Annotated in this window: 11 protein-coding genes; 5 read left to right on the top strand and 6 right to left on the bottom strand. The window is 65.5% G+C overall.

The window, feature by feature from the left end; all coding sequences use genetic code 11:
- Positions 1-135: 135 nt before the first annotated feature.
- From ASC81_RS06860 to ASC81_RS06880, 5 genes are all read right to left on the bottom strand, one after another.
- Positions 136-1,242, bottom strand: coding sequence for a hypothetical protein (locus ASC81_RS06860; protein WP_156391860.1), 1,107 nt, complete (start codon positions 1,240-1,242; stop codon positions 136-138).
- A gap of 60 nt (positions 1,243-1,302) precedes the next feature.
- Positions 1,303-2,685 carry a TIGR03013 family XrtA/PEP-CTERM system glycosyltransferase gene (locus ASC81_RS06865; protein ID WP_056264408.1) on the bottom strand — a complete coding sequence of 461 codons (1,383 nt, stop codon included), beginning with the start codon at positions 2,683-2,685 and terminating at the stop codon, positions 1,303-1,305.
- Between the two features lie 654 nt (positions 2,686-3,339).
- A complete protein-coding gene (locus ASC81_RS06870) occupies positions 3,340-4,482 on the bottom strand; it encodes a branched-chain amino acid ABC transporter substrate-binding protein (protein ID WP_056264412.1) in 1,143 nt (380 codons plus the stop codon).
- A 117-nt stretch (positions 4,483-4,599) separates the two neighbouring features.
- Positions 4,600-5,022 (bottom strand): DNA polymerase III subunit chi, encoded by a 423-nt coding sequence (locus ASC81_RS06875; RefSeq protein WP_056264413.1) that lies wholly within the window; start codon positions 5,020-5,022, stop codon positions 4,600-4,602.
- On the bottom strand, positions 5,022-6,485 hold the full coding sequence (locus ASC81_RS06880; protein ID WP_056264416.1) for a leucyl aminopeptidase: 1,464 nt from the start codon (positions 6,483-6,485) through the stop codon (positions 5,022-5,024). Before ASC81_RS06880 ends, ASC81_RS06875 begins: the two co-directional genes overlap by 1 nt.
- Before the next feature lie 29 nt (positions 6,486-6,514).
- On the opposite strand from ASC81_RS06880, the gene lptF reads away from it, so the two are divergent.
- Genes lptF through ASC81_RS06900 form a run of 4 tightly spaced genes read left to right on the top strand, consistent with a single transcriptional unit; the run spans position 6,515 to position 10,045 of the window.
- On the top strand, positions 6,515-7,612 hold the full coding sequence (gene lptF / locus ASC81_RS06885; RefSeq protein WP_056264419.1) for an LPS export ABC transporter permease LptF: 1,098 nt from the start codon (positions 6,515-6,517) through the stop codon (positions 7,610-7,612).
- The gene (lptG, locus tag ASC81_RS06890) at positions 7,609-8,736 is read left to right on the top strand and encodes an LPS export ABC transporter permease LptG (RefSeq protein ID WP_056264420.1); all 1,128 of its coding nucleotides are present in this window, start codon (positions 7,609-7,611) and stop codon (positions 8,734-8,736) included. Before lptF ends, lptG begins: the two co-directional genes overlap by 4 nt.
- Positions 8,733-9,104, top strand: coding sequence for a sirohydrochlorin chelatase (locus ASC81_RS06895; RefSeq protein ID WP_056264423.1), 372 nt, complete (start codon positions 8,733-8,735; stop codon positions 9,102-9,104). The genes lptG and ASC81_RS06895 overlap by 4 nt, the downstream gene beginning before the upstream one ends.
- A complete protein-coding gene (locus ASC81_RS06900; protein ID WP_056264425.1) occupies positions 9,101-10,045 on the top strand; it encodes a CysB family HTH-type transcriptional regulator in 945 nt (314 codons plus the stop codon). Before ASC81_RS06895 ends, ASC81_RS06900 begins: the two co-directional genes overlap by 4 nt.
- Here the strand turns inward: ASC81_RS06900 and ASC81_RS06905 are convergent.
- Positions 10,042-11,739, bottom strand: a complete 1,698-nt coding sequence (locus tag ASC81_RS06905) for a FimV family protein (RefSeq protein WP_156391863.1) — start codon at positions 11,737-11,739, stop codon at positions 10,042-10,044. The genes ASC81_RS06900 and ASC81_RS06905 overlap by 4 nt on opposite strands.
- 111 nt (positions 11,740-11,850) lie before the next feature.
- Here ASC81_RS06905 and ASC81_RS06910 point away from each other — a divergent pair, with 111 nt between their 5' ends.
- Positions 11,851-12,555 (top strand): Crp/Fnr family transcriptional regulator, encoded by a 705-nt coding sequence (locus ASC81_RS06910; protein WP_056264431.1) that lies wholly within the window; start codon positions 11,851-11,853, stop codon positions 12,553-12,555.
- The last annotated feature ends 44 nt before the right edge of the window (positions 12,556-12,599 follow it).

Genomic DNA, 12,599 nt, shown 5'->3' on the forward strand with positions numbered 1-12,599 from the left:
CTCGAGCCTGCGGATGCGGTCACCCAGGGAGTTCAGCTCGAGCCTGCGGATGCGGTCACCCAGGGAGTTCAGGCAACATCAACAGCGCGTCACCCAGACCGGGAGCGCGCCAACCAGCGCATAGACCGTGTCCGGTTATGCAGGGGCAAGATCAAACATGCCACTGGGGCTCTCCACCAGATTCGCCAAGGCTCGCACCACTGTCTCTGCAGTGTGCTGTGGCTCCGCGCTGCCCGACAACAGTTGCGTGAAGCGCAGCCACTCTTCGCGGTAGTCGTAGCGATAGCTGAAGAAGTTCTTGCTGATGTAGACGCGCAATCGCGAGCGCATCGAACCGGATGCAACGAGCAAGGCCAGCGCGACCATGGCAACGAAGACCAGGGCGAGGGACAACGCCCGCCCCCAATGCCCCCCCGTGTAGCGCACGTAATAACCGACACCAGCCACGATCAGCAAATAGGCGCCCACTAGCAGCAACGTTGCCGAGTGGAAGACAGCCGCTCGCGACACATGCAACTTGCCCAGCCAGTCGGCATGCCGCCGGGACGCCACGTAGAGCAAGGGCACCGCTGCCGCGTGCACAAGGGAACGCACGCTGATCGCGTCGCCATCGAAGCGTTGGAACAATGCGGCTTGCGAGCCGATGAACAGGTCGAAGACGAAGATCGCACCCAGGCCCAGGCAGACGGGCTTGGCATTCCAGCGCGTGTCTCCCGTCGCATTGCGCAACATTTGCTCGACAAGAACCAGCCCCAGCACGGCAATCCCAAGCGCGGCAAAGGCGCGGGGCCGAGCCAGCGTCTCCGGCGGCAGACCCTCACCTAGGAAGATCAGCCCGAGCTGGGCCAGAAGCACAAGGGTCGTGATCGGGCGCAACCACCCCAACCCACCGCCACGCCTTGGCTTTGGCAGCAACATCAGCATGAAAGCGAACCACAGGCTGAAGCGCAACAGGTCGAGCGCCGGGGCTGCCCAGGTTGGGAGCTGGTTGGACCAATGCCTGAAACCGTCTATCAGCCCGACACCTGCCCAGCATGAAGTGGCAATCAGTGCGGCAAGAAAGACAAGGGCCAGCACGCTGACCGGTACGCCACCGCGAAGCAGCCGTTGCGCGAAGTACAGCGCAAAGAGCCCATAGGCTGCACAGCAGATCAGATTGCCCAGGCCACTCAGCGAAAAGAAGGGAAGAAGCGCTTCGATCACGACGCCTGGGGCAGAGTCCAATTCAGCGGCGGTAGACATGCATCATTCAAGCATGCCCCAGGGCGACAGACATCGGCGCTTACGCCGAGGAAGCTGCGTTCAGCGCGCGCCCTTGCCGGTCAGCACGACGGCCACGGTCTCCAGCATGATCAACAGATCAAGGAAGAGCGAGTGGTTCTTGACGTAGTAGAGGTCGTACTGAAGCTTCTCGACCGAATCCTCGATCGTCGAACCGTACTCATAGCGCACCTGGGCCCAACCTGTGACGCCCGGCTTCACGCTGTGGCGCACGGCGTAATAGGGAATCTTGGCGACCAACTCATCCACAAAGAACTGGCGCTCCGGGCGCGGGCCGACCATGCTCATTTCGCCCCACAGCACGTTGAAGAGCTGCGGCAGTTCATCGATACGGACCTTGCGGATGAATCGGCCGACACGTGTCACGCGATCATCGTTCTTGGTCGCCCAGCGCGGCTTGCCATCCTTTTCCGCATCGGTGCGCATGCTGCGGAACTTGATGACGTTGAACGGCACGCCGTTCAGGCCGACGCGCTCCTGCCGGTAGAGCATCGGACCGCGCGATTCGAAGCGGATGGCTAGCGCGGTGATCAACATGATCGGCCAGGTCACAGCCAGAATCAGCATCGCAAAGACGATGTCGCAAATCCGCTTCATCGCGGCGCGCAGCATGCCCTGGCTGAAGCCGTCACCAAAGACCAACCAGCCGGCGTTGACGTGTTTGATGTTGATCTGAGCCAGCGTCTTCTCAAAGTGAGTGGCGATGTCCACCACGCGCACACCAGACAACTTGCAGTCCAGCAACTGGCGCAACGGCATGCTGCCGCCGCGGCGTTCGCTCAGCGCGACGACAATCTCGTCCACGTTGTGCTTCAGTGCGGCTTCGGTCAGATTGGCACCGTCGTTGATGATCTCGGCGCTGGGCACCTCAGGATGGTCCTCATTGGGACCCGCGTAGAAGCCGACGATCTGCGCATGGGGATCAGAGGCCCGCAAGGTGTTGCCAACGGTTCGCGCTGCGACGCCCGTGCCGAATATAAGGATGCGGCTGCGCAGGCGCGCCTGAGTGCCCGAGTGGGCGGCGTAGACGCGGTGCACCATCACCGCAGCGACCGCGACCATGGCCACCAGCGTCAGCAGGTCGCGATGGCTGGTGGTCGAAGGCACCAGGCTGAAGATCACATAGGCCAGGGGCAAGCCGAACAGCAGACCGAACAGTGCGCGAGCACAGGACTCAGTCACCGAGCGGTTATGGACGTGCTGGTAAAAGCCGGTTGCCGAGTTGATAACGAACATGCAGCCCGCCAACGACAGGCTGTGCGACGCCGCAAACGGCAGTACGGTCTGGGCAGATTCCCCTTGGCTGAGGACGACGGCGATGACGGCGAAAACAATCAGGCCAAGATCGAAGAAAACCTGGAGCAAGGTCTGCTTATGCAGGTAATGGTTGAATATTCGAATCATTTGCTTCCCCGATCTTTACTACTTGGCATTCTGCGTTCGCAATTCGACCAATGAAACTCGAATCAAGTATCGATATTCACTCGCCGCGCGAAGGCCATCTGTCGCATCACTGCCAATGCGGCAACCCAACAGCCGACCACCTCGAAGACCGCCTGGCTGGCTCGGGATGTCCCGGGCTTGACGCCGCAATGGACATGTCCGACCAACCCTTGATCGCGCCGGCATCATGCCTCCGGCACCCAGGCTTGAAAGCCCCCCGTTTAAAGGGGGCTTGCCCCTTGAATCCGCGTCGTGACGAGGTCGTTCGGCGGTCCGCCGCAGTGCTAGTTTCAACGACGCGCGGCAGTAGAACCGAAAGCGGGCGACAGCACCATGACAACGTCGCGGCGCCGGCAGCAAAGCGTGCGAAACGCACAGGCGATCTACCGAAATTATTGAAACCGATCCACGACCACCCGACCAAGGCGGCACGGAAGATATGCAAATACTCTGGAGCGGCGTCTCTCCGGCAGTATTCACGCTCCAGGCTCGACCAATTGAACTAGTAAGCAGTGTTTACCCGCTGCTGCAGTCGCCCCAAATGAAAAGCCCGCACACGGCGGGCCTTGGCAACAAAGAACGCCCGCGCAGGGCGGGCGTGCGTAACGCAGACGGTCAGCGAACGACAGCCAGTTGCTCGCGGGCGCCGCCCTTGTAGGTGTAGAGCGTCAGCGCACCGTTCTTGATGTCGCCCTTTTCGTCGAAAGCGATCGTTCCAGTCACGCCCTTGTAGCCCGTGGTCTTGGCCAGCACGGGCAGGTACTTGGCCGGATCGGCTGAGCCGGCCTTGGCCATCGCTGCCACCATCACATTGACGGCGTCGTAGACGTAAGGGGCATAAATCTGCACGTCGACATTGAACTTGGACTTGAACTTGGCCTTGAAGTCGTCCATCGACTTCTTGGCTTCGCCCTCGACGCCACCGGCTTCGGCGCACACGACCTGGCCATCGCCCATGGTGCCGGCGGCCAGCTTGGGCAGTTCGCCGGAGCAGATGCCGTCGCCGCCCATGAACTTCGCTTCGATGCCCAGTTGCTTCATCTGGCGCAGCATCGGGCCGGCCACGGCGTCCATGCCACCGAAGAAGACGACGTCGGGCTTCTTGCCCTTCAGGGAGGTCAGGATGGCGGTGAAGTCCGTTGCCTTGTCATTCGTGAACTCACGGCCGACGACCTTGCCGCCCGCACCCTTGACACCCTTTTCGAACTCGTCAGCGACGCCCTGGCCGTAGGCCGTGCGGTCATCGATGACGGCGATCGACTTGCCCTTCAAGTCCTTGGCAGCGTAGCGGCCCAGCGTGCCGCCCAGGTGCACGTCGTCAGCGACGACGCGGAAGGTGGTCTTGTAGCCGTTGCGCGTGAACTTGGGGTTCGTGGCTGAAGGCGAAATCTGGGGAACGCCCGCGTCGCTGTAGACCTTCGAAGCCGGGATGGAGGTGCCCGAGTTCAAGTGACCCACGACACCATTGACCTTTGAGTCAACCAGCTTCTGCGCGGCGGCCGTGCCCTGCTTCGGATCGCCAGCGTCGTCTTCGGCCAGCAACTCGAACTTGGCCTTCTTGCCACCGATCATGACGCCCTTGGCGTTCAGCTCTTCGATAGCCAGGCGCGCACCCAATTCGTTGTCTTTGCCCAGGTGGGCAATGGCACCGCTGGTCGGCGCCACGTGACCGATCTTCACGACCAGGTCCTGCGACATTGCAGCGCCGCTGAGGAGTGCTGCCACTGCGCCCACGACGATATTCAGCTTGATTTGCATGGATCAACTCCAGTTTGAAAGAGAGAGGAACAAACAGAGAACTGTTGATTTTTCAACTAATTGAACATACCCCAAATCCAGGGGGCACTCATTCGGGAAAGCGTGGACGCAGCGTTGTCAACCCGCCGCTGAAAAGTGGTCCAGCTTGGCACCCGACTGCTGGTAGACGCGATAACGCGCACGCCCCGCTTGAACGCGCGCCGGGTCGGTTCCGATGACCTCCAATACGCGTTCGAAACCCAGCGCGTCGCCCGGCATCTCGTCGCCCAAGTTCAGAAGCAGACCGCGGTGCGGCAAAAGGGCCGCGTCTTCAACCAGCAGCACTTCGCCCGGCGCGGGTGTTGTCGCCCCGTCCCAACGACGGTGGGGGAGGAAGTCGGTTGCGTCAAAGCTCCACAGCAGCTCGTCCAGACGCGCGGCCAAAGGCGCTGGCGCACAGACGCCGACCGGCTTGCCCGACGCAAGGGCGCGGCGGATCAAACGGCAGGCGTACTGAAGTGGCTCGGCCGCGTCGCTGTAAAAGCTGACCTGGACGGCCACTACTTCGCCTGGCTCAGCACGAAATGAGTCAGCAGACCCACCGGCCGGCCTGTCGCGCCCTTGGCGGCGCCACCCTTCCAGGCCGTGCCTGCGATGTCGAGATGGCCCCAGCGATATTTGCCGGCAAACCGCTGCAGGAACTTGGCCGCCGTGATCGAGCCGCCGGCGCGCCCGGCGATGTTGGGGACGTCGGCAAAGTTGCTCTTCAGGCCGTCGGCGTACTCATCGTCCAGCGGCATGCGCCAGCAGGGGTCGAGGACGGCGTCGCCCGCAGCCGTCAGCGCGGCGGCCAGTTCGTCGTCGCTTGCATACATGCCGCTGCGCACCCCGCCCAGCGCGATGACGCAAGCGCCGGTCAGCGTGGCGACGTCAACAACGACCGCCGGCTTGAAGCGCTCCGCATAGGTCAGCGCATCACAAAGGATCAGCCGACCTTCGGCGTCAGTGTTCAGGATCTCGATGGTCTGGCCCGACATCGACGTGACGACGTCGCCCGGCTTGATGGCACGGCCGCTGGGCATGTTCTCGCAAGCGGCCACGATCATCACCAGATTGAGCTTGGGCTTGAGTTCGGCCACCGCCCGCAGCGTGCCGATGACGCTGGCAGCGCCGCCCATGTCGAACTTCATCTCGTCCATCTCGGCGCCGGGCTTCAACGAGATGCCGCCGGTGTCGAAGGTGATGCCCTTGCCGACCAGCACGACCGGCGCCACCGTCTTGGCCGCGCCTTCGTAACGGGCGACGATGAAACGCAGCGGCTCGTCAGACCCTTGCGCCACGGCCAGGAAGCTGCCCATACCCAGCTTCTCGACGGCCTTGCGGTCCAGCACCTCGACCTTGAGGCCATGCGTCTTGCCAAGGCCCTGCACCACCTCGCCCAGATAGGTCGGTGTCGCATAGTTGCCCGGGAGGTTCGCGCACTCACGCGCCAGCTCGACGCCGGCAGCAATGGCCTGGCCGCGTGCCAGCCCCGTCTTGACCGCCTTGGCGTCAGCCTTGCTCACCGCCAGGACAAGCTTTGCTAGCTTGGAGGCTGGCGCCGCGCTCGGCTTGGTATGACGGTAGAGATAGATAGCTTCGGACCCGGCAAGCGCCGTCTGCTCAGCCAGCGACTCGGCCATGCCCGCGTCGAACCCCACAAACGCCACAGCCGCGCTGACAACGCCGCGCGATTTGATCTGCGCCAGGGCCGCAGCCAGGGCAGCGCGCCCGGCGGCCAGCGATGTCTTGCCACTCGCTGCCAGCACGAGACGCGGCGCCTTGACACCGTCCGCCTGCGTCAACGTCAGCACCTGCCCGGCCTTGAGCGCGAAGTCGCCGAGCTTGATCGCTGCCTGCGCATGCCTGGCCACCACTGCATCCAGACCGGGCGCCAGCAACTCGCCGCCGAGCACGACAACGAGGGCGTCAGCGGCGATTCCCGCGAGCGCATCCAGCTCAGCGGTTTGAATCTTGAAGTCCATAATGACCAGAAGTAGATTGAAGTAATTTCATGTTATTCGATTCATCGACGCGCTCAGAGCTGGCCAAGAGCTTCGGCGTCACCCTGGTGGTCATCCTGACCATCATGCTCACGTCGACCTTGATCCGCACGCTCGGCCAGGCCGCTGGCGGCAATGTCGCGCCGCAGGACGTCGTGCTGCTGATGGGCTACGCGACCATCGCCCATCTCGCGACGATGCTCATCCTGTCCCTCTTCATCGCCGTCGTCCTCACGCTGGGCCGCATCTACCGCGAGTCGGAGATGACGATCTGGTTCGCCAGCGGCATTCCGCTGTCGCGTTTCGTGCGGCCGGTGCTGCACATGGCCTGGCCGATCCTGCTGGCGGTCATCGTGCTCGAACTGGTCGTCTGGCCCTGGGGCAACCAGAACAGCACGGAACTCAAGGAGCGCTACCAAAAGCGCAGCGACCTGTCACGCGTCGCCCCAGGGCAGTTCCAGACCTCGCGCGACGGCAGCCGCGTCTTCTTCATCGAGCGCGACGGCGACGACGCCGCGACCGGCCGCAACGTCTTCATCCTGGCCAGCAAGAACGAGCGTGAATCGGTGACGACATCGGCCCGCGGCCGGCTGGAGATGGAGGGCGATGACCGCCTCCTCGTCCTCGACCATGGCCAGCGCAATGAGACCCAGCTCAAGACCGGCGAGAAAAGCCTCGCTCGCTTCGAGCAGTACAAGGTCATGACCGACACCCAGGTGCTGGCCAACGCCAACCAGTTGCCCCCCAAGGCCATGGCGACGCTCGACCTGCTGCGGGCGCCAACCGCCAAGAACCAGGGCGAACTGGCATGGCGCCTGGGCATGATCCTGGGGGCCATCAACATGGCCTTGCTGGGCGTGGGCCTGGCCGCCTCCAACCCGCGCCGGGCCAGCAACTGGAACCTGCTGTTCGCGCTGCTGGCCTTCATCGTCTATTTCAACCTCATCAACCTGTCGCAGTCCTGGGTTGGCAACGGCCGCGCAGGCCTGCCACAGGCGCTCGCCGCCGTGCATGGCAGCGCCTTCTGCCTGGCGCTCGCCGTCATCTGGATAAGGGACAACGGCAACCGCTTCTGCCTGCGCCGCCGCATGAAGGTGGCTGCCGCATGAGGACCGTTCGCCGCCTGCTCTACAAGGACATCATCGGCTCGGTCGTGCTGGTCGCGCTGGCCTTCCTGTCGCTCTTCTTCTTCATCGATTTCGTTGACGAGCTCGACCGCATGACCCGCATCGGCGTGGGCGGCGGCAAGGCCGCATTGCTCGCCGCGATGGAGCTGCCACGGCATTTCTACGAACTCTTTCCCATTGCCGTGCTGATCGGCGCCATCGTCGCGCTGGCACGCCTGGCACAGAGCAGCGAGTTCACCATCCTGCGCACCGGCGGCCTCGGCCCTGCGCGCGCGCTCGCATTGCTGGCCGGACTGGCCACCGTGTTCGCGGCGCTGACCTTCGTCATCGGCGATTACGTCGCGCCGCATTTCGACCGCCAGGGCGAAGACCTGCGCGCCGGCTTCAGCCGCGGCGCCGCGCAGACCAAGCGCGGCGTCTGGCTCAAGGACCACCAGAAGGTCGACGGCCAGGACCGCAGCTATTCGATCAATGTCGGGCGCGTCGGCAGCAGCGGCGCGCTGGAAGACGTGCGCATCTTCGAGTTCGATGCCCAGGGCCGGCTGATGTCGCGCACCGAGGCCGACAAGGTCGATGTCGATGGCCAAGGGCTCTGGCGCCTGCAGACGGTCAGGCGCAGCATCTGGAATCCCGGCACATCTGCCGCCGCCAGCCCCGTCGGCGATGTCGTCATCAGCGAGCAATCGATGGACAAGCTGGATTGGCAAAGCTCCTTGCACGCCGGCGTCATCGCTGCGGCCGTGTTGCCTGCCAAGACCATGTCCACGCTGGAGCTCTACCGCTACACCGAACACCTGTCGGCCCAGGAGCAGTCGGCGCAGGCCCACAACATCCAGTTCTGGCGCAAGGCCTTCTATCCCTTCGCCTGCTTCGTCATGGTGGCGCTGGCCCTGCCCTTCGCCTATCTCCACGGCCGCTCGGGCGGCATCAGCATCAAGGTCTTCGGCGGCATCATGCTGGGCATCAGCTTCGTGCTGCTGAACAACGTGGCCGGGCATCTTGGCTTGCTGAAGAACTGGACGCCCTGGGCGGTGGCGGCGACGCCGAGCCTGATCTATTTCGGACTGTCGATGGCGGCATTTACCTGGCTGGTGAAGTACAGATGACTGAAGGCCTGCTCTTGTTCGCTCACGGCGCCCGCGACCCGGCCTGGGCGCGCCCTTTCGAGATCGTCGCCGAACGACTGCGCACGGCGCGGCCCGGCACGCCGCTCGTGTTGGCCTACCTCGAAATCATGGCGCCCGACATGGCGGGCGCCGCTGAGCAACTCGTGGCGGCCGGCTGCACGCGTGTACATGTGCTGCCCCTGTTTCTCGGCACCGGCGGCCATGTGCGGCGTGACGTGCCGCCGTTGCTGGAGAGCCTGCGCGAGCGCCATGGCGACGCCGTCGAATGGCGGCTGCATGCGCCGCTGGGCGAGCAGGAGGCTGTGCTCAACGCCATCAGCCTCGCCTGCCTCGGCGTCCTCGAATGAACCTGCATCAATTCCGCTTCGTCCAGGAAGCCGCCCGCCGCAACCTCAACCTGACCGAGACGGCCAAGGCGCTGTTCACGTCGCAGCCCGGCGTCTCCAAGGCCATCCTGGAGCTGGAGGAGGAACTGGGCGTCGACATCTTCTCGCGCCACGGCAAGCGCCTGCGGCGCATCACCGAGCCGGGCCAGCAGGTGCTCGCATGCATCGAGATCATCCTGCGCGAGGTCGGCAACCTGAAGCGCATTGGCGAGGAGTATTCGCGCCAGGACAGCGGCACCTTCTCCATCGCCACGACCCACACCCAGGCTCGATACGTACTGCCCGCGCCGGTGGCCCAGTTGCGCAAGAACCTGCCGCAGCTGCGCATCAGCCTGCACCAGGGCAGCCCGGACCAGGTCGCCAAGATGCTGCTGGACGAGACTGCCGACCTCGGCCTCGCGACGGAGTCACTGGCCCAGTACCCCGAGCTCGTCACCCTGCCCTGCTATGAGTGGCAGCACGTGATGGTGGTGCCGCGTGACCACCCTCTCGCGGCGGTCGAGCGCATCAACCTCGAACAGCTGGCCAGCGAGCCCCTGGTGTCCTACCACCCCAGCTTCACGGGCCGCACCCGCATCGACAAGGCCTTTGCAGCGCGTCACCTGACGCCCAACGTCGTGCTGGAGGCCATCGACTCCGACGTCATCAAGACCTATGTGCGCCTGGGGATGGGTGTGGGCATCGTCGCCGAGATGGCGATGCGCGAAGAGCCCGCCAACAGCGACCTGGTCGCGCGGCCGCTGGGCGCCATGCTGGGCAGCAATGTGACGCGCATCGCCTTCAAGCGCGGCGCCTACCTGCGCAACTATGTCTACGCCTTTGCCGAGCTGCTGTCGGAGCGCCTGTCACGCAAGCTGATCGAGAAGGCCATGAGCGGCGACTCGACCGACTTCGGTATCTAGCGCGCGTCGCTGCCGAAGCTTGAATCGAGCGGCAGCATCAGGTCCACCTCGGCGCCCCGCAGCCCGGCCTCAAAGAGATCGCGCGCAACGCTGTAGAGCGTCAAGAGGTCGCGATAGGCCGGCAGGTCGAACCGGGCGACGCCAGGCCCGCCACCTTGGGCGAGCAGCTCCTGCAACATCTTCATCGCAGCGGCCGGGTCGTCCCAGACCGCCTGCAGATGTGCGACGACGCTCGGGTTGGCCTCCAGGCTGCGGCCACGCGACAGGCTTTGCGACCACTGGGGCGCCGGCGCGCCAAAGCGCTGTTCGAACTGCTTGACCAGTTCGGCAAACACCTCGGGCTCGCCACGTTGCTGACAAAGCTCCATCAGCAGCAGATAAGGCATCGCGCCCGCCTGGTCGCGCGTCAGCCGCGTGGCCAGCAGATCGGCGGCGGCGTCCTGCTGGCCAAGCAGCTGCAGGAATTCGACTTGCTGCTGCAGGTCCAGCAGCTCGTCGGCAACGGTCAGCTCATTGGAAAGCACCGGCGCCGCTGCCGCTTGCACCGGCAGTGGCTGGGTGGCCTCCATGCGCGGCACGGGGGCGGCCGCCGAGGAAGCGGAGGGTGCCGGGGCCCAGGGCATCGGCCGGGGCTGCGGACGCGTGATCTGGTGCTGGCCTTCATCCGGCAACGCTGCAGCCACGCCGACCACCGGCGGCGCGATGCCGGGCGAAGGCGCAGCCGGCGGCAGGCCGGCCCCCTCCGCCGCATGCAGGGCCCGCCAATAGGCCAGTTCGCGCCGCGCGCGCTGGTCGCGCCAGCGGCTGAAGTAAAAGGCGGCGGAACCGGCAAGCAGGCTCAAGGCCAGCGTCAGCACCCAGGTCATGGGGTCGCGATGGGGTGACGCCCGCACGCTCTGAATGGGCGCGGGCACCGCCACCGACGCGGCAGGCGGCGGCGCCGGGATGGCTGCGGACGTAGCTTGTGCGTCGGCCTGCTGGCGTGCCAGCAGCTCCGCGCGCAGCTGCGCCACCGTCTGCTCCAGCTGCACGATCTGCGCTTCAAGCTCCGGCGTCAGCTCCAGCTCCGGCGCGCTGGCTGCTGGCTGCGCGGGCCGCGGCGCCTCGGCAACCAGCACCTCCGGCCGCTCCAGCAGCAGGCGTGGGCCGCTTGCACGCGGCTTGGGCCGCGGGCGCTGCCGTGCGACCGGTGTCGGTGCGGGCGGCGCCTCGGCCTGCAAACGCGCGACCGGCTCGACAACGGGGGGCGCCGGCGGCGCGACTGCCGGCGGCGGCGGCTCGGGCGCGGAGGCCGCGCTGGCCGGCGGGTCGACGAAGGCATTGAACTCGCGCGTCAGCCGCAGTGGGCAACCCAGGGCCAGCGTGATGCGCAACGCCGGCTCCTCGATGCGCACCTGGCTTTGAAGGCGGACGCGCTGTTGGCCAAGCTCGCCCTCGACGCGCAACTGCAGCAGTCCCGCCGGTACGCGCGAATCACCTGCCGAGACCTCGGCACGCAGGCAGGCGTCGCTCAGTCGTTCGCCCTCGGCCAGGGTCAGCGGGATGCTCGCATCCAGCGGCCGGCCCAAACTGGAATGGATCAGCGGCTGGCCGAGCCCCAGTGCCTGGGCCGGTTGAGGCGCCACGCCGAGCAGCAGTGTCAAAGCGGGTGTGAGGGCACCCAGCAACATCGGGCGCAGGGCCGTAAGGGGCATTGACTGCGGGCGGCTACAAGCGGTTGAGAGAGGGTGGGGACAACGCGAATCACTCTAGCATGGGGCCGGCCACCGACGAGGCAGCGGCGGGCCGGCACAATGCCTCAAGCCATGAACGCACTCAGCCTCACCCCCGCCGAACGCCAGCAGATCGACCAGGGCCCCTGGTTCTCGAAGTTGTCCGAGCCGCTGCGCAATGACATCCTGCAACGCGCCTTCGTGCGCCGCCTGCCTGACGAGACCATGCTTTCCCACCGCGGCGAGCCCGCCGAGGAATGGTCGGCCGTGGCCAAGGGCGCCGTGCGCGTCAGCTCGGTGTCCCTGGCCGGCAAGCAGATCTCGCTGACCTATGTCGAGCCCGGCACCTGGTTCGGCGACATCGCCCTGTTCGACGGCCTGCCCCGCACCCACGACGCCTACGCCCATGGCGAGACGACGCTGCTGTGCGTGCGCAAGTCCGACTTCCGCGCGCTGCTGCAGGCCCACTCCGAGCTCTACGACGCGCTGCTGCGGCTGAACTGCCGACGGCTGCGGTTGATGTTCGACATGATCGAGGACCTCAACACCCGGCCGCTCGCGGCCCGCCTGGCCAAGCAGGTGCTGCTGCTGGCGCGCTCCTATGGCGTGCAGGAGGGTGACGAAATCCGCATCGGCCTGCAGCTTGCGCAGGAAGACCTGGCCCAGCTGCTCGGCGCCTCGCGCCAGCGCGTCAACCAGGAACTCAAGGCATTCGAGCGTGAAGGTGCCGTGCGGGTGGAGCCGACCCGCCTCGTCGTGCTGAGCCGCGAGAAGCTGCTGGCCGCTGCGGCGCGCTGAGCCGCTGCCACGAACGGGACACCCGGCGACGGGCGTGCCGCGCA

The organism is Pelomonas sp. Root405 (genome assembly GCF_001425165.1).
In the GTDB taxonomy this organism is placed as follows: domain Bacteria; phylum Pseudomonadota; class Gammaproteobacteria; order Burkholderiales; family Burkholderiaceae_C; genus Pelomonas.

What these genes read in the sequence shown, in the direction of transcription:
- ASC81_RS06860 (WP_156391860.1), bottom strand. Translation starts at nt 1,242, where the DNA reads ATGTCTACCGCCGCTGAATTGGACTCTGCCCCAGGCGTCGTGATCGAA.
- ASC81_RS06865 (WP_056264408.1), bottom strand. Translation starts at nt 2,685, where the DNA reads ATGATTCGAATATTCAACCATTACCTGCATAAGCAGACCTTGCTCCAG.
- ASC81_RS06870 (WP_056264412.1), bottom strand. Translation starts at nt 4,482, where the DNA reads ATGCAAATCAAGCTGAATATCGTCGTGGGCGCAGTGGCAGCACTCCTC.
- ASC81_RS06880 (WP_056264416.1), bottom strand. Translation starts at nt 6,485, where the DNA reads ATGGACTTCAAGATTCAAACCGCTGAGCTGGATGCGCTCGCGGGAATC.
- lptF (WP_056264419.1), top strand. Translation starts at nt 6,515, where the DNA reads ATGTTATTCGATTCATCGACGCGCTCAGAGCTGGCCAAGAGCTTCGGC.
- lptG (WP_056264420.1), top strand. Translation starts at nt 7,609, where the DNA reads ATGAGGACCGTTCGCCGCCTGCTCTACAAGGACATCATCGGCTCGGTC.
- ASC81_RS06895 (WP_056264423.1), top strand. Translation starts at nt 8,733, where the DNA reads ATGACTGAAGGCCTGCTCTTGTTCGCTCACGGCGCCCGCGACCCGGCC.
- ASC81_RS06900 (WP_056264425.1), top strand. Translation starts at nt 9,101, where the DNA reads ATGAACCTGCATCAATTCCGCTTCGTCCAGGAAGCCGCCCGCCGCAAC.
- ASC81_RS06905 (WP_156391863.1), bottom strand. Translation starts at nt 11,739, where the DNA reads ATGCCCCTTACGGCCCTGCGCCCGATGTTGCTGGGTGCCCTCACACCC.
- ASC81_RS06910 (WP_056264431.1), top strand. Translation starts at nt 11,851, where the DNA reads ATGAACGCACTCAGCCTCACCCCCGCCGAACGCCAGCAGATCGACCAG.